We start from the raw sequence: 26,770 nt of genomic DNA on the forward strand, positions 1-26,770 counted from the left end.
GCGCCCGGGGCTCAGGGTGCGACGGGTGCTCAGGGCGATGTCGGCGCGCAGGGCGCGGCCGGGGCTCAGGGGCCGCAGGGTTTCCAGGGCGCGACCGGTGCTCAGGGCGATGCCGGCGCTCAAGGTGCGCAGGGTTTCCAGGGTGAGCAGGGTCCGCAGGGTGTGACCGGCGCGCCGGGTCCGAGCGGCCCGCAGGGTCCACAGGGCGCCCAGGGTGTCCTATCGGGCGTTCATGCCGAAACCTCTGAGCCGGGTTCCGGCCGCGTGACCGTCCTCTGCCCCACCGGCGAAGTGGCGTTGGGCGGCGGCTACACCAGCAACGGGATCGTGAACGTCGATAGCCCGATTGTAGAAGGAGAGACTCCCGTCGGATGGCAGGCCAACATCCTAGGGGGCGAAATCGGCCAGGTCTACGTCGTCTGCGCGCCCGGAACGTCGTGATCAGCGAAGCACACCTTCAATGATCCAGAAAGAGGACGATAGTGAGAATGCGACAGGTGTTCGGCACACTTGCCTGCGGCTCCGTGCTATTGGCTGGAGCGGGTGCGTGCAGTGACGACAAGACGCCCATGGCGAAGGAATCCGGCGGGACCGTCGCTCCAGGGGCCGGGCAAGGGGACCCGGGGGTCCTGCTCCAGCAGGGTATCGAGCAAGGGCAGGCGGGTAAGACCGACGAGGCGAAGGCAACCTTTGAAAAGGTGGTCGCGCTTCAGGGGGACAACAAGTTCGCCTGGTTCAACCTCGGCTATCTCGCCCAGTCCCGTGGTCTGCCGTCCGAGGCGGTCGCCAGCTACGACAAGGTCCTGGAGATCGACGACTCGTACCGGCCGGCCATGTTCAACAAGGCCATTCTGCTGGAGGGGGAGAAGCCGGACGAGGCGCTCGCGCTGTACCGGAAGATCGTCGACCTCGACAAGGCTGCCTCCACGGCTTACCTGCGGCTCGGTCTGATGCTCGACAAGCGGAAGGACCAGCAAGGCGCCCAGACGGCGTTCACATCGGCGGTCGCCGCCGACGGGAGCCTGGCACCGGCGGTGCCGGCGAAATACCGGCCGCGCAAGCCGGCGAGGTGACCCGTTGGTTAAAGGGCCGCATGTAACTGTTTTCACGGGTAGCTACCGGACCCGTTTCCTGGACGAATGCCTGCGGTCGTTGCTGGCGCAGACCTACACGGACTGGGAATGGGTGGTCCTTCTCAATCAGGGCAACCGGTGGCGCCCCGAGGTCGACGATCCACGGATCCGTCTCGTGGTGCGCGACGGAGTGACAGGCGTCGGTGCCGTGAAGCGGCATGCCTGCGCCGAGGCGTACGGGGACATTCTCGTCGAGTTCGACGACGACGATGTGCTCAGCAGCGACTGCCTGGCGGAGATCGTCGCGGCCTTCGAGGCGTACCCGGAAGTGGGTTTCGTCTACAGCGACACCGCCCAGATCGGTGAGGACGGCGGCCGGGACGACTCGCGCTTCGCCGCCTCGCACGGCTGGCGCTACCGGGACGAGCGGGTCGACGGCCGCGAGGTGCAGGTGTGCCACGCGCTGGCGCCGACCCCGCACAACGTCAGCTACATCTGGTACGCGCCGAACCACGTCCGGGCGTTCCGCCGGGACGTGTACGAGAAGGTCGGCGGGTACGACGAGTCACTCGACGTGGCCGATGACCTCGACCTGATGTGCCGGCTGTACCAGGTGGCGGATTTCCACCACATCCCGAAGTGTCTCTACCTGCAACGGATGCACTCTCGGAACACGCAGCGCGATCCGGAGGTCAACGCGCGCATCCAACGCCGGTCGGTTGAGATCTACGACCGGAACATCCAGTTCAACGCGCTGGCCTGGGCCAAGCGGCGGGGCCTGCTGGCCCTGGACATGGGTGCGGCGCACAACAAGTCGGAGGGTTTCCTCGGGTTGGACCGCCGTGCCGGCGACGGTGTGGACATCGTCTGCGACGTCACCAAGGGGATCGACCTGCCGGACGACAGCGTCGGTGTGATCCGGGCTGTCGACTTCCTGGAGCACGTCCCGGACAAGATCGCCGTCTTCAACGAGTTGTACCGGGTCCTCGCCCCGAACGGCATGCTGCTCTCCCTGACGCCGAGCACCGACGGTCGGGGCGCGTTCCAGGATCCGACGCACGTCGCGTTCTACAACGAGAACTCCTTCTGGTACTTCACGGATCAGCAGTACGCGCGCTTCGTCCCGGAGATCGAGTGCCGTTTCCAGGTGTCCCGCCTCGGCACGTACTTCCCGACCGAATTGCACAGGACGCACAACATTCCGTACGTGGTGGCGAACCTGATCGCGATCAAGAACGACACCCGCAACGGGGGACTGTTGACGATCTGAGCCGAGGCGGAGGACGCGGAAGAACCTGACCTCGGCGTCAGTCGGTGGCGCGCAGGATCAGCTCGACCAGGGCGCGGGTGGCCGGTGGTGGGGTGGCCTCGCCGGGGCAGTCGACGTACCCGGTCTCGATGGCGCCGACGGTCAACCGGTAGCTGAACGCGTCCGCGCATCCGCTCGGGCTGGCCGTCAGGCGTGCCTCGGCGGCGAGGCGGGGGTCGGCGGCGAGCCCACCCAGCCGACCGAGGTCTGCGGTGTCGAGTTGGCCGGTACGCCGACTGCCGGCCCGGTCGACGGCCGTCCACCGGCCGTCCGGTTCGACGGTGACGGCGTCGCCGCGCCCGGCGAAACCGCCGGAGCGCCGCAGCGTCACCTGGGGGGCCGCGCCGCGGGCCGTGGGGGCGCCGCTGGGGGCGACGGTCGGTGGGGAGTCGGTGGCCGCGACGGTCGGGGACGGGCCGGTGGTGGCGGGCGGCTGGTCCGGGGGGTTGCCGCCCTGATCGGTGCTGGTGCAGCCGGCCAGGAGGGCGACCAGGAGCGCGACGGTGGCGCCGGTTGTCGAGGCGGATCTCATGTCCGTCGGACGCGTGGCGCCGATCCCCGGTTCCCTGTCACAACCCTCATCCGTTCGGCCATTGTCGATGTCTGGGAGCGGTCCAGGCCTTCTCTTTTCCTCAACACATAGCTATATCTACATGCGTGACTACCCCCGTCACACTCTTCTCCTTCCAGGAGGGCACGTGAAACGACCCCTTGCCGCCGTCAGTGCAGTGCTGCTAACCGGCGGCATGCTGACCTGTGTCGCCACCGCGGCACACGCGGCTCCGCCCACCGTTCCCGCGCCGGACGCCTCCGCCGCGGCCCGAGCGGCAACCGTCCTACGGACGAACCCCGGCGCTGTCCAGGGTTCGAGCGCCGAGTCCTACCAGGTGCACAGCACCAAGCTGGATGCCACAGGTGCCGCGCACACCCGCTACACCCGGACCTACCAGGGCCTGCGGGTGTACGGCGGTGACTTCGTCATCCACACCGCCCCGAACGGCACGTACGCCGGCAGTTCGGTCGGGTTGGCCGCGCCGCTGACCCTCGCCACCTCGGCCAGGATCCCGGCGGCCGCGGCGCAGAAGGCCGCCCGCGCCGGATTCGTCGGCAAGGCGGAGGCCGTCGGCACCCCTGAGCTGTTCGTCGACGCCACTTCCGGCACCGGTCGACTGGCCTGGGAGACGGTGGTGAGTGGCTGGCAGCCCGACGGGCAGACCCCGTCCCGGCTGCACGTGATCAGCGATGCCGTCACCGGCGCGGCCGTCGGGTCGTACGACGAGATCGAGTCGGTGGTCGGCAGCGGCCAGGGCATCTACACGGGCGCGGTCAGCATCGACACGACGCTCTCCGGCAGCACGTACCAGATGATCGATCCATCGCACGGCAACGGCCGTACCTGCGACATGAACAACGGCACGTCGACCTGCACCACCTTCACCGACGCGGACAACGCGTGGGGCACCGGGGCCAACTCCAACCGGCAGTCCGCCGGCGTGGACGCTCACTTCGGCGCGGCGAAGACGTTCGACTACTTCAAGAACACGCACGGCCGTAACGGCATCTTCGGCAACGGCACCGGCGTGCCGAGCCGGGTGCACTACGGCAACAACTACGTCAACGCCTTCTGGGACGGCGCCCAGATGACCTACGGTGACGGCTCCGGCAACTCCCGCCCCCTCGTCTCGTTGGACGTGGCCGGGCACGAGATGAGCCACGGTGTCACCGAAGCGCTTGCCGGCCTGGTTTACTCCGGCGAATCCGGCGGCCTCAACGAGGCCACCAGTGACATCTTCGGCAACATGGTGGAGTTCTACTCCGCCGCGCCGAGCGACCCGGGCGACTACCAGGTCGGTGAGAAGATCAACATCAATGGCAACGGTACGCCGCTGCGCTACATGTACAACCCGTCACTGGACGGCTCGTCCGACAGCTGCTGGTCCACCAGCACCAAGAGCAAGGACGTGCACTACTCCTCGGGCGTGGCCAACCACTTCTTCTTCAACCTCGCCGAGGGCACCGGCGCCACCTCGTACGGCACCTCCCCGGTCTGCGGTTCCGCCCCGGCGGTGACAGGCATCGGCCGGGCCAAGGCCGAGAAGATCTGGTACCGGGCGCTTGACGTCTACTTCACCTCCAACACGTCGTACGTCAACACCAGCAACCCGGCGAACACCGCGCGGGCGTACAGCCTGCGGGCGGCCACCGACCTGTACGGCAGCTGCTCCACCGAGTACAAGGCCGTGCAGGCCGCCTGGACCGCGGTGAACGTGGCCGGCAACGACACGCCCTGCTCGACCGGCAACGACTTCTCGGTGTCGCTGTCGCCGACCGCCGGCTCGGTCAACCCGGGCGGCTCGGCCTCCACCACGGTGGCCACCGCCACCACGAGTGGCTCGGCGCAGACCGTGACGCTCTCCGCGTCCGGCCTGCCCAGCGGGGCGAGCGCCTCGTTCAGCCCCGCCTCGGTGACCTCGGGCGGCTCGTCCACCCTCACCATCAGTACCTCGGCGGCCACCCCACCCGGCACGTACTCGGTGACTGTCAACGGCGCCGGCTCGGTCACCCGCAGCGCGACCTACCGGCTCACCGTGAACGGCACCGGGGGCGGCTGCACCGCGACCGGGCAGAAGCTGGCCAACCCGGGCTTCGAGTCCGGTGCGACCGGCTGGACGGCCAGCTCCGGCGTCATCACCAACTCCAGCGGCCAGGCCGCCCGCACCGGGTCGTACAAGGCCTGGCTCAACGGGTACGGCAGCACCCGCACCGAGACGCTCGCCCAGTCGGTGACCCTGCCGTCGGGCTGCTCGTCGTACGCGCTCAGCTTCTGGCTGCACATCGACTCGGCCGAGACCACCACGAGCGTCGCGTACGACAAGCTCAACGTGCAGGTGCTGAACTCGAGCGGAACCGTTCTGGCCACCCTGGCGACCTACTCGAACCTGAACAAGGCCACCGGCTACAGCCAGAAGTCCTTCTCCCTGGCGGCGTACGCCGGCCAGACCGTCAGCCTGAAGTTCACCGGCACCGAGGACGCCTCGCTCCAGACGTCCTTCGTGATCGACGACACGGCGCTCAACGTCTCCTGACCTGACCGTCGTACGGGCCCGGCGACCACCCCTCATCGGTGGTCGTCGGGTCCGCGCCGTTATGGTCGCCGCACCGCCGCACGTCGGCGGCTCGCGAGCGGCGTCGGACGGCTGACGCGGAGAGGGGGCGGACGTGTCGGACGCGGAGTTGACCGTCGAGGTGACCGGACCGGTGGCGACCGTGGTGATCCACAACCCGGTCCGCCGCAACGCGATGACGGCCGCCATGTGGCGGCAGCTCCCCGAACTGCTGGACCGGCTTGAGCCCGACCCCGGCGTACGGGCGGTGGTGCTGACCGGCGCGGGGGACGCCTTCTGCGCGGGCGCCGACCTGGGCGATCTGGCCGAGCTGCTGGACGCCGGTGACGCCAGCATCGCGGTGGCCGCCGAGGAGCGGCTCGCCAGCTTCGCCAAGCCCACGGTGGCCGCGATCCGGGGCGCCTGCGTCGGGGGTGGCGCCCAACTCGCGGTCGCCTGCGACCTGCGCGTGGCCGCCGACGACTCCCGCTTCGGCGTACCCCCGGCCCGCCTCGGGTTGGTCTATCCAGCGCCCACCACCCGCCGGCTGTCCCGGCTGGTCGGACCGTCCGCGGCCAAGCACCTGCTGTTCACCGCCGAACTGATCGACGCCGAGCGGGCCCTGCGGATCGGCCTGGTCGACGAGGTGCTGCCCGGCGACCGGCTCGCCGCGCGGGTGGACGAGCTGACCGCCACGATCGCCCAACGCTCACCGCTGAGTGTCGCCGCCGCCAAGGAGATCATCGACGACCGGGCCGGACCGGCGCGGATCGCCTGGTGGCACCGGAAGGTGACAACCACAGGCGAGGCCCGGGAAGGGGTGGCGGCGATCGTCGAGCGTCGACAGCCGCGCTTCGCCTGGCGCGCGCCGACCGACGGCTGATCACCGCCCGCCGGGTGGCCCGTCCGCGGGGACCTGACGCCTGTCCCATTGTGAAACCTCGATCCCGGGTGGTGTCGGGGCGGGTCGGTACGGCAGGCTGTCGGTCGTGCAGCGTGATGAGTTGCTTGCAGGCCGCTACCGTCTCCTGGAGCGTCTCGGCGGCGGCGGCATGTCCGCGGTGCACCGGGCGTACGACGAGGTGCTCGAACGGGACGTCGCGGTGAAGGTGCTCGTCGGCTCCGACGCCAACGCCCGGCAGCGCATCCGCGCCGAGGCCCTGGCGGCGGCCCGACTGTCGCATCCGCACGTCACAAGCGTCTACGACTACGGTGAGTCGCTTCTCGACGGTGTACGGGTCCCGTTCGTGGTGCTGGAACTTCTCAGTGGCACCACCCTCGAACAGCGGCTGGCCGCCGGACCGCTGCCGCCCCGCGCCGGGCTGCGGATGTGCGCGGAGGTCGCGTCGGCGCTCGCGGTCGCCCATGCCCAGGGGTTGGTGCACCGCGACATCAAACCGGGCAACGTGATGCTGACGCCCACCGGCGCCAAGGTGCTCGACTTCGGCATCGCGGCCGTCGCCGGCGAACCGGAGATCGACTTCGAGGGGCGGCTGCTCGGCACGCCGGCCTACCTCGCGCCGGAGCGGCTGGCGGGCGGCGAGGTGTTACCCGCCTGCGACGTGTACGCCCTCGGCCTGCTCCTGCACCGGGCGCTCACCGGCCGGCTGCCCCGGGGAGCCGAGGGGCGGAGCGGGACGGCGCACGCCCAGGTCCACGTCGAGCCGGACCCGCTGCCCGAGATGGACGGGGTGCCGGCCGAGGTTCACCGGCTCTACCGCTGGTGCCTGGCCCGGGATCCAAACGACCGGCCGCCGGCCGCCGCGGCGGCCCGCATCCTGCGCGTCGCCGCGGGCGAATCCGCCGCCCTGGGCGGGCCGGTCGCACTCGCGGCGGACATCGACACGACGCCGGCCCAGGTCGTGGCGGGCGTGGAGTCGGCGGCGGAGGCCGGGTCAGGTGCGATGCCGGAGTCTGCGCCGGGCGCGGTGGGGCCGTCGAGCGGCCCGGCTGCGCGGCCGCCGGGTAGGCCTCGGCGGCGGTCGTGGCGTCGGCGGCGGGCGGTGCTGGCGGTCGGCGGCGCGGTGGTCGCCGCGGTGGCGGTGGCCGGCGCGCTCGGTGACTCCAGCACGCACGACGCGGGCACCCCGCGAACCGCCATCGGGTCGGGTGGCACCACCACCGTGGGGCTACCGCGGACAGTGGTGCCGCCCGACCCGGCCGACACCCGGCCACCCGCCACGCCGCCGCCCGGGCGCACCTCGGCCGCCAACCGGACCGGCCCCCCGACCGGTCCGGGCGGTGCACCCCCTGTACGCCCACCCGCAGGCACCCCGGGACCAACCCCGTCCGGGGCCGCTCCCACGCCCACCGTGCCCCCGGGCGTTCCGGTGGGCGCGCGGGGCGGGACAGTCACCGTCCGCTGCCTCCACGGGTCGGTCGAGGTGCTCGGGGTGACGCCCGCGCCCGGCTTTCAGGCCGAGGCGTACGACCCGGGCCCGGCGAAGCGGGTCCAGATCGAGTTGACCTCGGCCGAGCACGACAGCGAGATCCGGGTGCACTGCGCCAACGGCCGCCCGAAGCCGATGGTCAGGGAGAACTCCGACTGACCGGGGGCCGGCGGGTGCCGCGCCCGGGGCGTACCCCCGGACGCGGCCCCCCGTTCCCGCCGGCCCGTTCCGTCACCGCCCGGCCAGCGCCGCCCAGCCCGGGTTCACCGGCTCCCGGCGCAGCGGCATGCCCGCCTCCGCCGGTGTCTGGTCGCCCTTGCGCTGGTTGCAGCCGTAGCAGGCGGCGGTGGTGTTACGCCAGGTGTTCCGGCCGCCCCGCGAGCGGGGCAGGATGTGGTCGATCGTCGACGCCGGGCCGCCGCAGTACGCGCAACACCGCTCGTCGCGGCGCAGCACCCCGGCGCGGGACCAGGCCGGTCCGGCGCTGAACCGCCACCTGGTGACGACGTAGCGGACCAGCCGCACCACCCGGGGCATCGGGAAGACTCCGATCACCCGGTCCGGCTCCGCCTCGTGGATCTCGGCCACCCGTCGGCAGAGCATCCGGACGGCGTGTTGGACGGTGACCCGGTGCAGCGGGCCGAGGTCGGCGTTGATGACGAGGACGGCGTCCACCGGGACTCCTTTCGACAGATGCGACGGACAGCGAAGAGCCGCCCGGTCCGGCTGGTGGACGGGGCGGCTCGCGCGTACGGGTACGCGTCAGTCGGGCCGGCCCGCCCGGGGACCTTCCGCTCGGCAACCGTCGGCAGGGAGCGTCGACGGCACGGCGTTGACGTGCGACATCGTCATGAGCTGCTCCCGCTGCGGTGGTTGACCTTGCGCGATCACGGTAGGTCCGGGCGGGACAGGGGGGCAACGTATTTCGATCGGCTCTCGGGCTCCTCGGGGCGGCGCTGGCGGCGGGCGGTGGTCCCCGCCGTACGCCGGATGGTGGTCAGGGGGCGATCCAGTCGCAGCGCCATCCGTGCGGTGAGTTCGCTGTCCAGCAGCGGCCGGTTGACCTCACCGGCGACCGACATCGCCGGTCCGGAGACGGATCGCCAGATGGCGGCGAGCCCGGCGCCGAGGCCGAGCAGGGCGACTGTGGCCCTGGCTGTCGGTGAGCCGGCCGCGGCGGCGGCGCTCGCCGCGACCACTGCGAAGAGCACCACAAGCAGCGGCACCAGCACCGGCCAGAAGATCCCCCGGGCGGCCTGCGCCACCAGCCGCCGGTCCCGGATGATCAGGTTCCTGGCGACAACCGCGTAGTCCTCCTCGTCGAGCAGGTCGCGCGGGTGCAGACCGCCGGTGAGCACGCCGCGCCACAGGTCACCCTGGTTGCGCAGCTCGCGGCTCAGTTCGGCGGGCTCGGGTTCGGTCGGGTCGCCCCGGCCGGCGCGTTCCACGGCGACTGCCCACTCGGCGAGCGAGCGGCGGACGACCGCAGCCGAGTACGGCGGCAGCACGGTGGCCAGTTCGTCCAGCCAGCGGCTGATCTGGACCTGCCGGCCGTTGAAGCGCCTGAGCAGTTCGGTGGCGTCGCCGGGCCGGACCGTGTCGGCGAGTGACCGCCCCAGCCGGTAGGCCAGCCCGACGCGCAGGTTGGTGGCCATCGTCCACCGGAGCACCTCCACGTTGAGGTCGTCGAGGGCCAGCAGCAGTGGTTCGGTGTCGGCGGTGTCGGGCGGTCGCAGGTCGGGCAGCCGGTCCAGGTCGGGCAGCCGGGCGCGGGCGCCTGCCGTGTCGGGGCGGGGTCCGGTGTGCCGGGTGAGCGCGGCGATCTGCGCCAACGCGACATCGACCCCGTCGAGGTACATCCGCATCCGCCGGGGCGGGGACATCTCGGTCAGGTTGGAGAGCTTCGCCGGTGGGCGGGGTGCGACGGCCGCAGCGGGCTGGGTGTTGCGAGCGTGGTGGTACGCGTCCGCCATCCACCAGCCCAGCCGCAGGGCGGTGACGACGCAGGCGCGCTCGTCACGGATCAGCGGGTACGCGTCGTCGCGGCCGGCCTCCTCGGTGAGCGGCCCGCTGTCCGCACCGGCACGGTGCAGTGGTGACATCTCCGCTGCCCTCCCGCCCGGTCGATCGAGAGATGATCAACCGAGCGTACGGCAGCGTACCGTCGCTTATAGAGCGTTTTGTCGGTTTCGCTTGTCCCGCCCGGCGAGCAGCCCCCGCGGCCGGATCGAGCGCACCGGCTCGGCCGCACCGCCCTCGGCGCGCAGGATGTGGTTCGCGGCCAGGATCCCCGTCGCCGCGGACCGCTCCATCAACGCGCTCGGGAAGTCCGTGCCGATGCCGTCCCCGGCGAGGTAGAGGCCTGGTGCGTCGGTGCGTACCCCCGGTCGCCAGGCGTGACTGCCAGGCGTGAACGCCGGCGCCTGCGCCTCCACCCGGGCCCGCAGCTCACGGACCCGCAGGTCGGCGACCTCCGGCCAGAGAGCGATCAGCTCGCGGCGCATCCGCTCGGCCAGCTCCTCGGCCGGCACGTCCGGCTCGCAGGCGTACGCGTGCAGCTCGATGACCGACCCACCGCTCTGCCGCGCCCAGCGCCGCGACTCGTTCTCCAACCGGTGGTAGAGCGTCACCGAGTCCAGGGTGGGCTGCCGGGACACCCCGTTGAAGACCGCGCGACCGGCGGCGACATCCCCGTCGCACCAGTACCGCGCCACCGCGTACGGCGGGCCGGGCGTGCCGAACGCGGGCATCCTCGCCACCAGTTCCGGCGCGTGCGTGGCCAGATCGGGGGAGGCCGCGACGAGCGCGGCGAGGGCGGGCGGGTCGACGGCCAGCACGACGTGGCCGGCCGGATGGTCACCGCCGTCGGTTGTCGTCACCCGCCAGCCGTCGGCGTCGCGGTGCACCCCGGTCGCGGCGGCGCCGGTGAGGACCCGACCACCGTGCTTCTCCACGTGCCGGGTCAGCGGCTCCCAGATCGCTGTCGCGTAATCCTCGTCGGGGCAGTCGAACGCCAGCCCCTCCGGGTTGCCGAGCAGGTAGAAGTGGAACTGCGCGACCATCTCGGCGGCCGACATCTCCGCCTCGTGGTTGAAGAACGAGTGCGAGAAGACCTCGAACAGCATGGCCCGTGCCCGGTCCGGCAGCCGCAGCGACGACAGCAGTTCGTCAGCCGTCCGGTTGTCCAGGTCGGCGTACGTGCGCACCGGGTCGTAGGTGAGCAGCGGCAGCGCGGCGTCCCGGTCCATCTGTCGCAGGTCGGCCAGGCGCAGGCTGGGACTGCGCAGCAGCAGGGCGAGCAGGTTCGCCGGCGGCGCGGGCGGCAACTTGCCGAACTCCTCCGTCGGCCACTGCTCACTGAGGATCGGATAACCGGGGATCGGCTTGAGGAACCCCAGGTCGGGGTCGATCCGGCGAAGGATGGACCGCCAGTTGTAGTACTGCCGGAAGAACGCGTGGAAGCCGTGCTCGTTCTGCTGGCTGCCGTCGGCCAGCGCCTCCGGCCAGGCGCCCAGCCGGCCACCGAGGGTGGGCGCGGCCTCCAGCACCGTCACCGCCACACCCCGTTCGGCGAGCACCACAGCCGCCGACATGCCGGCGATGCCGCCGCCCACCACCACCGCCGTGACCGGTCGCGGCACGCGGTCCGCGCCGCCACCGCCGGGGTCCACCTCATGCTGGCGTACGCCGATGAGCCGACCCACCACCTGCGACACCGCCACGAGCACCTCCGTCGTCGGGCCCAGTCTCCCCTACGGAAGGCAGCGGCGCGCGCGGTCGGAGCCGGGCCAGACGTACTCCAGGTCCTCCGGCACGTCGTCGCCGAAGATCGGCCGGTAGTGCGTGGGGTCCTTGCGGACCAGCGACGAGCGGTGGCTCAGGTGCAGGTCCTCGCGGCCCAGCCAGGGCGGCAGCTCGCCGGCCGAGGCCAGCTCCTGCTGGGTACGCACCACGCCGGGCCCGCACGCGGCGGCCAGGTCGACGGTCATCGTGGTGGCGCAGGTGTCGGCGCGCCCCGGTTCGGTCCAGACGGCACACATGTCCAGGCCGTACCGGGTGAGCGCCTCCTCGTACCCGGCCCACATCTTCACGGCCGGGTGGTTGCGCCAGCCGTACCCGGGTCGGGTGAGCCCGCGCAGCACCTGGATGGCCTCCACCCGCTGCTTGCCCAGCCGCCGCTGGTCCAGCGCACGGGCGCTGGCCAGGAAGTCCGGGTACGGCAGGAAGGTCTGCATGGCGCTGCTCTACCCGTCGTCGGGGCCGACATGCGTTCGCGGGGATGATCCGGACGGGGCCGCCCACCGTGATCGTGCTGACTACGATCCGGGCATGGCGGAGCCGTGGCGGGACCGGGCGCGTCGGGCGGTCGAGTGGAACTGGCGGCTGCGGCCCGTCGGTGATCCGCGACCGCACTACGTGATCTGCGGCAGGGACGCGCTCGCCTACTACGTGGCCCGGGCGTTGCTCGAATCCGAGCTGCCGGCCGGCGGCGCCCGGGTGACGGTCGTGGTGCCGGAGCGCTACCCGCGCAACGGGCCGGACGTGGCGGGGCTGCGTGGGGTGCGGGTGGTCCGTTCCGAGCGGCTGGACGTGGCCACGTTCGAGGCCGCCGGGCTGGCCGGGGCGACCGGGCTGGCCCTGCTGCACCAGGACGACGTGGGCAACCTGCACGCCGCCCTCTGCGCCCAGGCCGTGGACCAGCGGGTCCGCCAGGTGCTGCGGATGTTCAACGGCACCCTGGCCGACGGCGTCCGCAAGCTGCTCAAGGCGCCTGTCGAGGTGCTCTCCGACGCGGAGATGGCGGCGCCGGCGTTCGTGGCCGCCGCGCTCGGTGAGGTCGACCCGAGTTCGTTCCAACATCGGGACAAGACGTTCCGGGTTGCCCGCCGGGCCGACGTCCGTCCACAGGACGTGGTCTGCGCGTTGGCCCACGGCGGCGACGAGCAGGGAGTCGACCTGCTGCCCGCCGAGCAGGCGGGCGCCGACCTGGTGCTGGCCGAGGCGACCGGGCAGCCGCCGGGGACGGAGGTGGCGGCCCGCCGGCTGGTCCGGGCCCGGCGGCGACGCCGTCCGGTCACGATGGTGCTGGGGGCGGTACGCGGCTTCGCCACCCGCAAGATCGGCATCGCGGTGATGCTGGTGCTCGCGGTGATCGCGGTGCTCGGCGCGCTGATCTCCCGGGCCGAGGGTGTCTCCCCGGCCGAGGCGCTCTACCTGACGCTTGTCACGACCCTCAGCGGCGCCGACCCGGACACCGGGAAGACCGCAAGCGCGCAGGTCATGCAGGTGGTCCTCAATCTGGCCGGGCTGGCGCTGATCCCGCTGATCACCGCCGTCGTGGTGGACGGCATCGTCAACGCGCGGCTGGCCCTGCACACCGGGCGGTTGCAGCCCGCGCGGGTGGGCCACGTCGTGGTGATCGGCCTGGGCAACGTCGGCACCCGGGTGATGGCGCAACTGCGCGAGTACGACGTCGAGGTGGTGGCGATCGACAAGAATCCGGAGCCGCGTGGCGGCGCGCTGGCCCGGCAGTTGGAGGTGCCGCTCATCGTCGGTGACGCGGCGCTGCCGGAGACCCTGGCCGCCGCCTCGGTGGCCGACTGTCAGGCGCTGGTGGTGGCGTCCACCGACGACGTCGCCAACCTGGAAGCGGCGCTGGCCGCCCGAGATCTCCGCGACGACCTGCGGGTGGTGCTGCGGCTCTTCGACGGCGACTTCGCCGAGCGGGTCGAGGAGACCTTCGCCCTCGGCGTGTCCCGATCCGTCTCCTACCTGGCCGCTCCGGCGTTCACAGGCGCGCTCACGGAACGCGCGGTGATCACCACAATCCCGGTCGACAGGCACGCGCTGCCGGTCGCCGAGGTGCCGGTCGCCGCGGGCTCCGATCTCGACGGCCGGCCACTGGGCACGGTCAACCAGGACGGGCAGGTCCGGTTGATCGCCCGTACTCCGGCCGGCGGGGCGAGGACGATCTGGTGGAAGGACCTCGACTCCCGACAGGTGATCTTTGCGGGTGACCGGCTCACCGTGGTCGTCCGCCGCCGCGGCCTGGACTGGTTGACCAGGCACTGCGCGCCGCCCGCCGGTTCCGGCCCGGTTCCCCGGCCCGGCGGGGAGCCGCATCCGACACCCCGGTCGGTGCCGGGGTCGGCGGAGTGGCACGTCGCCGCCTCTCCGACCGGTCCGGCGCATCAGGTGCCGGTGCCACCCACGGCCGGCGCGGCACCTGTGACGAACGGCGGCTCGCCGGACGAGGTCGAGGTGATCCGCCAACCAGACGGGCCCGGCGAGGTGGGGTGAGCGGCCCGGCACGATGCCGACCGGTGGGGTCCTCATCGTCGGCGGCGGCCGAGTAGGGTGCGCCAGTGCTTGGTGGTGGGGTGGGCCGAGGAGCCCGGGACGCGCAACGGCGACGGCGCGCAGCAGCGGCCGTCAGCTGGATGCGGACCCGGCCGCTGTGGTGGCCGGTAGCCGCGTTCGGCCTGGTCGTGGCGGTGGTCGTGGGTTGGGCTCTGTGGCCCGAGGACGAGCCGGAGCCGCGCCAACGTGACTACCGGGCGGAGACCGCCTGTCTGCTCACCGGCTCGGGAGGAGTCGCCGCCCCCGAGGCCCGTCCCGTGTGGACAGGCATGCAGGAGGCGTCCCTCGCGACGCTCGTGAAGGTGCAGTTCCTCGAAGTGGACGGTCCGCAGACGGGCGAGAACGCCGAGACGTTCCTCGCGAGTCTGGTGCAGAGCCGCTGCGGCGTGATCCTGGCCGTCGGCGACGCGCCCGTGCGGGCGGTCCGTCCGACCGCCGCGCGGTTCCCCTCGGCGAGATTCGTCGCCTTCGGCGCCGCGACGCCCGGCCCCAATGTGCTCGTTGAGCAGGCCACCGACCCGGAATCCGTGCAGCGCAAGGCCGTTGAGGTGGTCTCGGCGCTGGCGTCCGGCAGGGACTGACGCTCCAAGGTTTCTCTCAGGATTGGCCGTTCGGCCATCTTGTGCCCATGATCGGCGAGCCCTCACACTCCGCGTTGGTAATTTCACTTCACGGGGGAGGGGACCGGCCATGCGCCGATCCGTTACCAGTGGCACACGCCGTGCCGCATTCATGGTGGCTGTTGTCTTCGGTCTGACCGTCGCCGTTCCGGCCGACGTGGTCCGGCCGGGCGGGGAGTTCCCGCTGACGTGGCTCACCTGGTTCGCGCAGCGTCCCGCCTGGTCGGCGACGGCGGCGTTCGTGGGGCTCCCCGTGCAGCAGAGGGGGAAGCCGGTCACTGTCGACCCGCACGTGCCGGCGTCGGCGACCGACGCCGGGCGAGGAGCCGGCCGGGCACCGGAGCCCGCTCCGGGGACCCTCGAGGCGTACCAGCCGCATCAGATCCCCACCACTCCCGAGGTGACGGGAGTGGCCGAGCAGGGCTTCGACGCCCGCACCAGCACGCGGGACGCCCGCAAGTCCAGTGCCCGCTCGGACATCTTCGCGAACGCCGACGGATCCTTCACCAAGCGCACGTACAACCGCCCGGTCAACTACCGCGCGGCGGACGGCAGCTGGCAGAAGATCAACTCGAACCTCGCCCGCCGCTCCGACGGTCGGTTGCACGTCACCGCGAACCGGCTCGGCGTGTCGGTCGCCGGCGGTGCCCCGGCCGCCCGCGCCGCGAACGCGAACGCGGCGGCCGACGCGACCACTGTGGACGCCGATCTCGCCAAACTCACCCTGCCCGGCGGTGAGAGCGTCGGTTACCGGCTCGAGGGCGGCACCATCACCGCCCCCGAGGTGACCGGGCCGACCGCCCGCTACCGGGACGTGCTCCCGCACACCGACCTGGAGCTGACCACCTTCGACGCCGGCGTCAAGGAGACCCTTGTGCTGCGCTCGCCGGAGGCGGCGTCGACCTGGGTGTTCCCGCTCCGCCTCACCGGCCTGACCCCCCGGCTCACCGCCGAGGGTTCGGTGGAGCTGCTCAACGCGGACGGCAAGGCCGTGGCCTGGTTCCCGCACGGCTCGATGCAGGACTCGAAGGTCGACCGGCGCTCGGGCGCCCCGGCCGAGTCCGACGCCGTCACGTTCGAGATCGTCACAGTCGACGGCGCTCCCGCGCTGCGGGTCGTGGCCGACCCGGCCTGGCTGCGGGACCCGGCCCGCCAGTACCCGGTGCGGGTGGACCCGACCGCCACCACGGGCACCACAGGCGACGTGTACGTCGACAACGACACCGAGACGACCAACCACAACGGCGACAACCTGCCCGTCGGCACGTACGACAGCGGCGGGACCAAGGCGCGCTCGTTCATCCACTTCGACGAGTTCGCGAGCGACGGGCTCGCCGGCAAGCGGTTCAGCGCCGCGAAGCTGCGCCTCTTCCACACCTGGTCGTTCGACTGCACCTCGCACAAGGCGTTCAACGTGCACCGGGTGACCCAGGCGTGGACGGTCGCCGGCCTGACCACCGGCGCGCACCCGGGGCCGGCCATCTCCTCCTCGATCGGCTCGCTGACCATCGCCGACAACTACCCGGCCTGCACCAACGACCCGCCCAACCGGAGCACCGGCAAGTGGGTGACCGTCCCGCTGGCCGTCGACACGTTCAACGACTGGTCGACAGGTGGCCTGAACGAGGGTCTGGCGCTTACCGCCTCGGAGACGGACTCGACGGCGTGGAAGCGGTTCACCGCCGCCAACTACTCCGACGGCAGCTACAAGCCGTACCTGGAGCTGACGTACACCAACAACGTCGCCCCGCAGGTGAACGTCCGCTACCCGACGAACAACGCGGTGGTGCAGACCCTCACGCCCGAGTTGCACTCGCGGGCCGTCGACCCGGACAACTGGCCGGCGAAGGGTTTCACCTACAACTACGTGGTCGCCGACGCCGGGACCGGCGCGGTGGTGGCCAACTCGGGTTGGGTGGCCACGGCGAGCTGGACCGTCCCGGCCGGCAAGCTCACCTGGAACAAGCGCTACCTCTACACGGTCCAGGTCAACGACAAGGCCGGCTCCAGCGCGGTCTACCCGGCGTACGCGTTCAGCACGGCGGTGCCGCAGCCGCTGCTGACCGGGAGTCTGACGCAGAACTCCGGCAAGGGGTACGACCCGGGCATCGGCAACTACACCACCTCGGCCACCGACGCGAGCGTCGCCACTGTCGGCCCGTCCCTGTCGATCACCCGCAGCTACAACAGCCTGGACACCCGCCGTGGCAACGCCTTCGGGGCCGGCTGGGCGAGCATGCTCGACACCCGGGCCACCCAGGTCCGCGACATCGCGGGGCAGGTCCAGTCGGTTCTCATCACCTATCCGACCGGTCAGGACGTGGCGCTGGGGCGCAACGCCGACGGAACGTTCACCCCGGCGTCCGGCCGGTTCTCCGTCCTGAAGGAGAACAAGGACGTCGGTGGCGCGGTCACCGGCTACACGCTCACCGACAAGGACGCCTCCCTCTACGTCTTCGCGCAGGCCGCCGGCAGCGACGTCTTCAAGATCACGAGCATCACCGACGCCAACGGTCGGGCGATGACGTTCACCTACGACGGCAGCTCGAACGCCACAAAGATCACCTCCGCCTCCGGCCGGTCCCTGTACGTCACCTGGTCCACCCCGGCCGGCTCGGCGTACGCCCACCCGGCGACGGTGTCCACCGACCCGGCGGTCCCCGGTGACGCGAACACCGCGACGACCTGGCAGTACAGCTACGGCACCAGCGACCAGCTCGCCAAGGTCTGCCCGCCGACCAGCTCCACGGCGTGCACCACCTACCAGCACGACAGCACCTCGCAGTACGCCAACGCGACCCTGAACGCCGGGCCGTACTCGTACTGGCGGTTGACCGAGGCGTCCGGCGCCACCACGGCGGCGAGTTCGGTGCTCGGCAACGCGGGCGTGGACAACGCGAGCTACACCAACGTCGCGCTGGGTCAGCCGGCGGCGCTGCCCGGGTCCACGGCGACGACGGCCGGCTTCAACGGCACCAGCTCGTTCGTGCAACTGCCGGGCAACCTGGTCAGCGACGGCCAGTACCAGTCGGTGAGCATGTGGTTCAAGACGACCACGCCGAACGGTGTGCTGTTCAGCTACCAGGCCGATGCGATCACGAAGGGCACCACGCCGGGCAACTACACCCCGTCGCTCTACATCGGCACGGACGGCAAGCTGCGCGGCTCGTTCTGGAACGGCAGCCCGTCCCCGATCAACACGAACGTGACCGTGACCGACGGCGCCTGGCACCACGTGGTGCTGGCCGGTGCGGGCGACACCCAGAAGCTCTACCTCGACGGCGTCGACAGGGGCACCCTCGCCGGCACCGTCGCCCAGATCGCCGGCGGTTCGGCGAACGTGCTCGTCGGTGCCGGTTTCGTGGGCGGCGGCTGGCCGAGCCACGTGAACAGTGGTGTCACTCCGGCGCGAGCCACCTACTTCACCGGCTCGATCGGTGAGGTGTCGTTCTTCAACCAGGCGCTGACCGGCACCACGGTGTCCGCCTTGCACGGCGCCGGCCGCACGGCCCACCCGGTGCTCAGCACGGTGGTCCGCCCCTCGGGCGGGATCACCGCCCAGGTCGGGTACGACAAGAAGACCGGTCGGGTGTCGACCGTCACCGACGAGAACGGCGGTGTCTGGACGATGGGCACTCCCACCGTCTCGGGCAGCAGTGACGTCTACGCCGCCTCGGTGCTGGGCGCCAAGCCGGCCGACTACTGGCGACTCGGTGACGTCGAGGCGACGGACGCCGCCAACGAGGTGCAGGGCGGTGTCGCCACCTACAGCTCCGCCACCCTCGGTGTCGCCGGGCCGTTCAGCGACAGCAAGGCCGCGTCGTTCAACGGAACGACCTCCTACCTGCAACTTCCGTCCGAGGATGCCCCGGTCACCGGGCCCAACTCGGTCGAGATGTGGTTCAAGATGCCGGCGGGCAACACCGCAGGTGGTGTTCTCTACGGCTACCAGGCCAGCCCGTTGTCGGACCCGACAGTGGTCGGTAACTGGACTCCGGCCCTGTACGTCGGGACGGACGGCAAACTGCGGGGTGGTTTCTGGACCGCCGACGCCACCCGGATGATCACCAGCACGGCCCTGGTCAACGACAACAAGTGGCACCATGTCGTGCTCTCCGCCGCCAGCAACACGCAGTCGCTCTACCTGGACGGCGTCGCGGTCGGCAAGATCGACGCCGCGCTCGTCGCCGCCGCCAGGGACAACGTCTACGTCGGCGCGGGCAAGTGGGCCGGCGCCTGGCCGATGCACGGCACCCGCGACCTGGGCTACTTCAACGGGTCGATCGCCGAGGTCGCCTTCTACCGGTCGCAGCTCTCCGCCGAACAGGTCGCCGGGCACTTCCAGGCGTCGAAGCAGACCGCGCCGGTCGCCGTCACCATGGTCAACGGCGCCGCCAGCGCGATCGCGATGCCGGTCTCCACAGTTTCGGTCACCGGGCCGACCGGTGAGAAGATCAGCTACAGCTACGACCTGGTCAACGGCAGCCGGATGGTCGCCCAGACCGACGGCCTGGGCAACACCACCAAGTTCGGGTACGACGTGGGCGGCTACGGCAACCTGACGTACGACCCGAGGGGCGTGTGGACTCAGGAACTCCAGGACGCCCGGGGCAACACGAAGCAGGTCATCACCTGTCAGGACCAGTCGGCCAACAAGTGCTCGTCGGTCTACTACACCTACTACGCCAACTCGGCCGACCCCCTGAACTGGGGGACCGCCTCGCTGCCGATGATGTTCGAGGACTTCAACGGCGACGGCGCACCTGACGTGGTCTACCGCGAGGCCGACAACACGATCCAGATGGTGCAGGGCAACGGCACGGGCGGCTGGCTCACCAGCCTGCCGGTGCAGATCGGCACCAGCATGGCCTCGGCCAACCTGGCGGTCGCCGCCAAGGACTTCACAGGCGACGGCAACCCGGACCTGATCTGGCGCAGCGCCTCCGACAGCAACCTCTACGTCCTGGCCGGCAACGGCAGGGGCGGCTGGTTGAGCAGCACCTCGACGAAGATCGGCCCGAGCGTCGGCGCCGCGGACCTGATGACCTTCTCGAAGGACTTCAGCGGCGACGGCAAGCCGGACGTCATCTTCCGCAGTTCGGTGGACAAGAACCTCTACCTGCTCAAGGGCAACGGCTCGGGCGGCTGGCTGAGCACCACCGCCACCCTGATCGGCCCGAACGTCAGCGCCGCGAACCTGCTCGTGTCTCCGGGCGACTTCGACGGCGACGGCAAGGCCGACGTGATCTACCGCAGCGGCGCGGACAACAACCTCTACATGCTGCGGGGCAACGGGTCGGGCGGCTGGTTGAGCACCACCGCCACCAAGGTCGGCACCGGTTGGGGCAGCGCCAAGGCGCTGCTGTCCGCAGGTGACTTCGACGGTGACAAGAAGCCCGACATCGTCTACCTCAAGTCGACCGACAACGAGATGTACCTGGTGTCGGGCAACGGCACCGGTGGCTGGGCGACCGGCAGTTCCGTCAAGATCGGTGGCACTCCGGACCCGCGTAACGACGTCATCCTCACCATGCGCGACGGCCGGTCGTCGTCGGCCACCGACAGCAGGTACCTGACCAGCTACGGCTACGACGGCAAGGGCAACCAGACCGCCATCACCGACCCGCTGGGCCGCGTCACCCGTACCACCTTCACCGACGGGACGACCGTGGCGGCGAAGGACGGCGGCTTCGCCCCGGCCGGCCTGCCGGCGGCCGTCACCACCTCCGGTGGGCAGACCCAGACGATCACCTACTACGCCAGTGGTGACGTCGCCGAGATGGTCGAGCCGAGTGGCAAGATCACCCGCTACACGTACGACGGGCTGGGCCGGCTGCTCACCGAGACCGAGGTGACCGACAGTTTCCCGGCGGGGCTCACCACCAGCCGTACGTACGACCGGTTGAGTCGTGAGATCACCGAGACCGAGCCGGGCGTCACGAACCGGGTCACCGGCGCGGTCCACACCGCCCGCACCTCCACCGTGTACGACGACGACGGCAACATCACCGAGGTGACGGTCAGCGACCTGACCGGCGGTGACGCGTCGCGCACCGAGCGGCACGCCTACAACTCCTACGGGCAGGAGTCGTCGACCACCAACGGCGTCAACCAGACCAGCAGCTTCGAGTACGACAGGTACGGCCACGTGGTCAAGGAGACCGAGGCCGACGGTGGGGTGACCACCAGCACCTACGACGTCGAGGGCAACCTGCTCACCTCGACGGTGAAGAACTTCACGGGCGACCCGAACAACCCGTCGGCCCCCCGCGACCTGGTGACGACCACGCGGGCGTACGACCCGGCGGGCCGGCTCGCCAGCGAGACCGACGCGATGGGCTGGACCACCAGCTGGACGTACACCGACAACGGTCTGGAAGCGAAGATCAGCCGGACCGACGGCACCCGGACGTTCGTCGTGGAGGAGAACGTCTACGACGCCGCCGGAAACGTGGTCAGCGAGATCAGCAACAACGGCCACACCGTCACCGCCACCGAGTACGACGCGGCGGGCCGGACGACCGCCTCGGTCGTCGACCCGAACGGGTTGAAGCGCCGGACCGCGCTCACCTACGACGCCGACGACAATGTCATCTCCACTGTGTCCTCTGGGCCGGACGGCACCGTCACCAGCGTCTCCGACGCGCTCTACGACAACGCCGGCCGGGCCATCGCCGAGACCGAGTACCCGTCGACGGCGTTGACCCCGGTCGCGCGCTGGAAGCTCAACGAGACCACCGGCACGAAGGCCGCCGACTCCACGGGCAACAGCCCGGCCACCGCCATCGGAAACGTCGCCTGGTCCACCGACCGGGGCGGTTCGGCAGTCCTCGACGGCACCAGCGGATACCTGAAGACCGGCCCGGTGGTGGACACCAAGCGGGCGTTCACTGTGTCGGCCTGGGCGAAGCTCGCCTCGAAGAATCCCGCCCTGGGCAACACCGAGCAGCTCGTCTTCAATGCTCCGGGCGCCATCGGGGCCTCTGCCCTGAAGGTCTTCTACGCACCAGGTGACGACAGGTGGTACGCCGGTGCGGCCGTTCGCAAGGCGGACGGGACCAACTCGTTCGTCCAGGGCGGCGGGGCTGCCGGTTCCGCGTCGCCGGTGGGTACCTGGACTCACCTGGCGCTCACCGTGGATCCGGTCAGCAAGACGATGAAGCTCTACGCCAACGGCGCGGTGCAGGCCACGGTGACCACGACGGAGACCTTCAACAACTCGGCCACGGCCTTCACCGTCGGCGGCGCGGACGGCTGGGGCTTCTTCCCCGGTGCGGTCAGCGACGTGCAGATCTACCAGAAGGCGCTGTCCGACGTGGAGGTCTCGCAGGTCAGGGCCGGTACCGTGCCGGCAGCCGACGGGTACGTCATCCGTACCTCGCAGGTCCTCGACTCCGACGACCTGCCCACCTCGGTCACCGACCCGAACGGCAACACCACCTACTACGGGTACGACGAGGAAGGTCGGGCGGTGAAGACCACCGCCCCGGCGGCCACCGTCGAGCAGCCCGGTCAGGTGCCCGCCCTCGCCAACGCGGTGAGCTGGGTCGGGTTCAACACCTTCGACGAGCCCACCGACACCCGCGACGCGAACGGCAACTGGTCGGTGGTGGAGTACGACGCGGTCGGCCGCGTCGTGTCGGAGAAGGCACCCGCGTACACCCCGCCGGGGTCGTCGACGCCGATCGTGCCGGAGACGCGCTACAGCTTCGACACGGCAGGTCAACTGAAGGCGGTCACCGACCCGCTCGGCAAGATCACCCGCTACGAGTACGACCAGCTGGGCCGCACGTCGAAGGAGATCGCGCCGAACGACGGCGCCACCACCTACACGTACGACGACGCGGGCAACGTGCTGTCGACGACCGACCCGACCGGCGCGGTGAGCACCGCGACCTACGACTACCTGGGTCGGACCGTCACCTCGACCGAGGTGGTGCGGCAGGAGGGTAAGAACCACACCACCAACTACACGTACAACGCGCAGGGGTGGCCGTCGCAGGTCACCTCGGCCGCCGGCGTGAACAACTCGACGACGTACAACGCCGTCGGCGATCCGTTGACGTCCACCGACGGCGCCAACAACGTGAGCCGGTTCGAGTACGACTCCGAGGGCCGGACCACGAAGACCATCCGCCCGGACGGCTCGTACGCCTCGGTCACCTACGACATGGCGGACCGGCCCACCCGCACCGCCGAGTACAGCCCGACCGGGACGCTGCTGTCCGAGCAGTCGGCCCGCTACGACCGGGCCGGCAACATGGTGGCCAGCACCGACGCGCGCAAGACGACTGTCACCTACGAGTACGACGCGACGGGTGTGGTCACCAAGGAGACCCAGCCGATCTCGGCGTCGGACTCCATCGTCACCACGTTCGGCTACGACCTGGAGGGCAACCGGACCCGGTTCACCGACGGTCGCGGCAACGCCTTCCTCACCAGGTACAACTCGTGGGGGTTGCCGGACGCGATGATCGAGCCGGCCACCGCGGCCCACCCGGACGTGGCGGACCGCACCTTCACCGTGGAGTACGACAGGTCCGGCCGGCCGGTGAAGCAGTCCATGCCCGGTGGGGTGACTGTCACCAACGAGTACGACGACCTGGGTCAGCTGGTGCGCCAGTCGGGCGCGGGCGCCGAGGTCGCCACCGAGGACCGGGCCTTCGGCTACGACGTGGCCGGCCGGATGACCTCGCTGTCCGGCTCGGGCGGCACCAACACCATCGCGTACGACGACCGGGGTCTGCCCCGGTCGGTGACCGGCCCGTCGGGCAACTCGACGTTCGGCTACGACCCGGACGGCCGGCTCGCCTCCCGGCAGGACGCGGCAGGCACGACCTCATACGGGTACGACGGCGCGGGTCGCCTGTCGTCGCTGGCGAACCCGTCGGCCGGCGTGCAGATGGCCTACACCTACAACACCCTCTCCCAGGTCTCGAAGATCACGTACGGGTCGAACGGCAACACCCGCAACTTCACGTTCGACCCGCTGCGGCGGCTCACCGGCGACGAGTTGAAGTCGTCCGCCGGGGCGTCCCTCGCGAAGATCACGTACGGGTGGGACGAGAACAGCAACATCACCTCGAAGTCGACGACCGGGTTCGCCGGTTCGGCCTCGAACACCTACACCTACGACCTGGCCGATCGGCTGACGTCGTGGAACAACGGCGCCGCCACCACTGTGTACGCGTACGACAAGTCCGGTAACCGGGTGCAGAACGGTTCCAAGCTGTTCAGCTACGACCAGCGGAACCGCCTGCTCACCGCCGACGGGGCGAGCTACACGTACACCGCCCGGGGCACCCTGGCCGACGCCGGCGGCAACATCACCCGCACCGACGCGTTCGGGCAGGTGGTGTCGCAGCAGTCGGCCGGCGGCACACAGACCTACACGTACGACGGACTGGGTCGGGCGATCCGGCCCGGCCACGCGTACACAGGTCTGGGTAACGACCTCGCGGCGGACTCCGGCGCGACCTACGTGCGGGGGCCGTCCGGCGAGGTGGTCGGGACCACCGGCGGCGGCAACCAGCGGATGGTCTGGACGGACCTGCACACCGACGTGGTCGGGCAGTTCACCCCGACCGGGACGGCGCTGGCCGGCTCGGTGACCTACGACCCGCTGGGCAAGGCGCTCACCACCAGTGGTCTGGTCGGCCAGCTCGGCTACCAGTCGGAGTGGACCGACGCGCTGACCAGCCGGGTCAACATGCACGCCCGCTGGTACAACACGGACACCGGACAGTTCGACACCCGGGACACGGCGAGCAACAGCCCGCTGCCGGACTCGATCAACGCCAACCGCTACCAGTACGGCGACGCGAACCCGCTCACCGTGACCGACCCGACCGGGCACTGGGGTCTGGGCAGCCTGAAGAAGTCCTTCAACCGCGCAGTCAGCTCGGTCACCTCGACCGTCCGCTCGTACGCGTCGTCCGCCTACTCGTACGCCTCGTCGTACGCGTCGTCGGCCTACTCGTACGCCTCGTCCGCCTACAGCGCCGCCAAGTCCACTGTGAAGAAGACCGCCTCACGGGCCAAGGCGGCGGTGAAGAAGAAGTACCACCAGGCCAAGAGGAAGTACCACCAGGTCAAGAAGCAGATCAAGAAGAAGTACAACCAGGCGAAACGCGCGGTCAAGAAGAAGTACAACCAGGTCAAGAAGCGCGTCGCCAAGAAGGTCGCGGCGGTCAAGAAACGCGCCAAGCAGGCGGCGGCGAAACTCAAGCAGGCAGGTAAGAAGGTCGCCGCCAAGGCGCAGCGGGTCGTCAAGAAGGCCACCACCGCCGTACGTGACGCCGCGAGCGCCACGACCAAGTGGGTCAAGGAACACAAGGACGTCCTGCTGGAGGTCGCCGCGATCGGCGGCGCGATCCTCGCCGGTATCGCCTGCACGGCGGTGACCGCCGGCGCGGGCGCTATCGCCTGCATGGTCGGTGCCGGGGCACTGATCAACCTGGCCAAGGACGCCGCGCAGGGCGACATCCACAGCATCGGTGACGCGTTGGGCTCCCTGGGCACGGGCGCGGTCACCGGGCTGATCGGCGGTGCCGGCGGTGCCATCGCCGCGCGCGTCGGTGCGGCGGTGGCTAAGAAGGTCGGCACCGGTCTCGTGGGCCGCCTGGCCACCGAGGCCGCCGAGAACGGCGTCGAGGACGCGGTCAGCCAGCTGGCCACGTCGGGCACCTACAACCCGCGGGCAGCCGCGGAGAACATGGTGCCGGGGCTCGGGGCGCTGAGCCGCAAGGGCGGCGGAGGCGCACGTTCCGGCGGTGGGGGTGGGTTCAACCCGCTCGGCCTCGCAGTCGGTGGCGGTGGTGGCGGTTGCAAGACCGGTCGTCGGCACAGCTTCGACCCGAAGACCCGGGTCCTGATGGCGGACGGCACCAGCCGGCCGATCGAGGACGTCAACGTCGGCGACAAGGTCATGGCGACCGACCCGGTGGCCGGAAAGTCGGAGCCGAAGCAGGTCACCCAACTGCACCGGAACACCGACAAGGACCTGACCGACCTCACCGTCCGTGACCAGGACGGCAAGGTGACGAAGGTCGAGACGACCTGGCACCACCCGTTCTGGAACGCCTCGAAGCGCAAGTGGGACGACGCCAAGGACCTGAAGCCGGGCACCAAGCTGCTGGTCAAGGGCAAGGGTGCGGTCACCGTCGTCGCGGTGCTCAACAAGCTCGGCGTCGAAGAGATGCGCGACCTCACCGTCGCCGACATCCACACGTACTATGTGATCCCCGGTGACGCGCCGGTACTCGTGCACAACTGCGATGGCGAGGTCAGCTACGTTTCGGAGAATGCGCATAAGACCGCGGCGGCCGGGGACTACGAAGCGGGTGCACAGGGGGCCCAGCCGGGACGGGCGCCCGCGCTGGACTACGTCAACGGCAACCTCGATATCGCGGAGGTCAGGTTCGACGGATTCGATGCTGCGGCTGGCGTTCTTATCGACCGGAAGCATGGCGTCGCGACCACCAAGAAGACAGTGAACGCGGCCGTTCGTCAGTCGATGGCGCTTGAACAGAACGGCTACACGGGACGTTGGGAAGTCCCGAACGAGAAGGCGAAGCGGAGGGCTGAGAAGGTCTTCGCGGACGCGGGCGTCACAAATATCGTCGCACAGGTGGTGAATCATGCAAGACCAAATTGTCGGTGCAATAGTTGACCTGCTTGTTTCAATTGAGCTCGCCACGGAAGAGGAAATCGACAGTGATTTCGCGTCATCCCTTCAAGGGGAGGTCGCGACACTGTTCGACTCGCTGGAGGAGAGCGAACGTCAAGACATTGTTCGAGTGGTCGAACAGAAGGCGCGAAGCGAAGAGGTGGATGCGCGCCGTGAGGTTCTGATCGAACTGCCTGACGCGTATGGGCTGCGAGAAGAGGACTGACGAGGGGACTCAGTCGGCGG

General features: G+C 70.5%; 14 protein-coding genes. 9 read left to right on the top strand and 5 right to left on the bottom strand.

The window, feature by feature from the left end:
* Positions 1-497: 497 nt before the first annotated feature.
* Both ACZ6N8_RS16075 and ACZ6N8_RS16080 read left to right on the top strand, forming a co-directional pair.
* Positions 498-1,073 (top strand): tetratricopeptide repeat protein, encoded by a 576-nt coding sequence (locus ACZ6N8_RS16075; RefSeq protein WP_466010639.1) that lies wholly within the window; start codon positions 498-500, stop codon positions 1,071-1,073.
* 4 nt (positions 1,074-1,077) lie between these two features.
* Positions 1,078-2,343, top strand: coding sequence for a glycosyltransferase (locus ACZ6N8_RS16080; protein WP_466010641.1), 1,266 nt, complete (start codon positions 1,078-1,080; stop codon positions 2,341-2,343).
* Positions 2,344-2,380: 37 nt separating this feature from the next.
* On the opposite strand, the gene ACZ6N8_RS16085 is transcribed toward ACZ6N8_RS16080, so the two are convergent.
* Entirely contained in the window at positions 2,381-2,914 is a 534-nt protein-coding gene (locus ACZ6N8_RS16085; protein WP_466010642.1) for a hypothetical protein, read from the bottom strand.
* 166 nt (positions 2,915-3,080) lie between these two features.
* Here ACZ6N8_RS16085 and ACZ6N8_RS16090 point away from each other — a divergent pair, with 166 nt between their 5' ends.
* The 3 genes from ACZ6N8_RS16090 (at position 3,081) to ACZ6N8_RS16100 (ending at position 8,035) form a co-directional block, all read left to right on the top strand.
* Positions 3,081-5,468: a M4 family metallopeptidase gene (locus ACZ6N8_RS16090; RefSeq protein ID WP_466010643.1), complete on the top strand. Its 2,388-nt coding sequence runs from the start codon at positions 3,081-3,083 to the stop codon at positions 5,466-5,468.
* Between the two features lie 133 nt (positions 5,469-5,601).
* Positions 5,602-6,369, top strand: a complete 768-nt coding sequence (locus ACZ6N8_RS16095) for an enoyl-CoA hydratase/isomerase family protein (protein ID WP_466010645.1) — start codon at positions 5,602-5,604, stop codon at positions 6,367-6,369.
* Positions 6,370-6,475: 106 nt separating this feature from the next.
* A complete protein-coding gene (locus tag ACZ6N8_RS16100; RefSeq protein ID WP_466010647.1) occupies positions 6,476-8,035 on the top strand; it encodes a serine/threonine-protein kinase in 1,560 nt (519 codons plus the stop codon).
* Between the two features lie 72 nt (positions 8,036-8,107).
* On the opposite strand, the gene ACZ6N8_RS16105 is transcribed toward ACZ6N8_RS16100, so the two are convergent.
* From ACZ6N8_RS16105 to ACZ6N8_RS16120, 4 genes are all read right to left on the bottom strand, one after another.
* Positions 8,108-8,551, bottom strand: coding sequence for an HNH endonuclease (locus ACZ6N8_RS16105; protein WP_466010649.1), 444 nt, complete (start codon positions 8,549-8,551; stop codon positions 8,108-8,110).
* A gap of 212 nt (positions 8,552-8,763) precedes the next feature.
* Positions 8,764-9,978 carry a hypothetical protein gene (locus ACZ6N8_RS16110; protein ID WP_466010650.1) on the bottom strand — a complete coding sequence of 405 codons (1,215 nt, stop codon included), beginning with the start codon at positions 9,976-9,978 and terminating at the stop codon, positions 8,764-8,766.
* 66 nt (positions 9,979-10,044) lie between these two features.
* Positions 10,045-11,598: an FAD-dependent oxidoreductase gene (locus tag ACZ6N8_RS16115; protein ID WP_466010652.1), complete on the bottom strand. Its 1,554-nt coding sequence runs from the start codon at positions 11,596-11,598 to the stop codon at positions 10,045-10,047.
* Between the two features lie 30 nt (positions 11,599-11,628).
* Entirely contained in the window at positions 11,629-12,111 is a 483-nt protein-coding gene (locus ACZ6N8_RS16120; RefSeq protein ID WP_357983017.1) for an MSMEG_6728 family protein, read from the bottom strand.
* A 94-nt stretch (positions 12,112-12,205) separates the two neighbouring features.
* Between ACZ6N8_RS16120 and ACZ6N8_RS16125 the strand changes: the two genes are divergently transcribed.
* The 4 genes from ACZ6N8_RS16125 (at position 12,206) to ACZ6N8_RS16140 (ending at position 26,750) form a co-directional block, all read left to right on the top strand.
* Positions 12,206-14,176: a potassium channel family protein gene (locus tag ACZ6N8_RS16125; RefSeq protein WP_466010654.1), complete on the top strand. Its 1,971-nt coding sequence runs from the start codon at positions 12,206-12,208 to the stop codon at positions 14,174-14,176.
* A gap of 140 nt (positions 14,177-14,316) precedes the next feature.
* Positions 14,317-14,817, top strand: coding sequence for a hypothetical protein (locus tag ACZ6N8_RS16130; protein WP_466010656.1), 501 nt, complete (start codon positions 14,317-14,319; stop codon positions 14,815-14,817).
* Positions 14,818-14,968: 151 nt separating this feature from the next.
* Positions 14,969-26,527: a LamG-like jellyroll fold domain-containing protein gene (locus ACZ6N8_RS16135; RefSeq protein ID WP_466010657.1), complete on the top strand. Its 11,559-nt coding sequence runs from the start codon at positions 14,969-14,971 to the stop codon at positions 26,525-26,527.
* Positions 26,496-26,750 carry a hypothetical protein gene (locus ACZ6N8_RS16140; RefSeq protein ID WP_466010658.1) on the top strand — a complete coding sequence of 85 codons (255 nt, stop codon included), beginning with the start codon at positions 26,496-26,498 and terminating at the stop codon, positions 26,748-26,750. Before ACZ6N8_RS16135 ends, ACZ6N8_RS16140 begins: the two co-directional genes overlap by 32 nt.
* Positions 26,751-26,770 lie beyond the last annotated feature (20 nt).

The organism is Micromonospora sp. NPDC047521 (assembly GCF_055587305.1).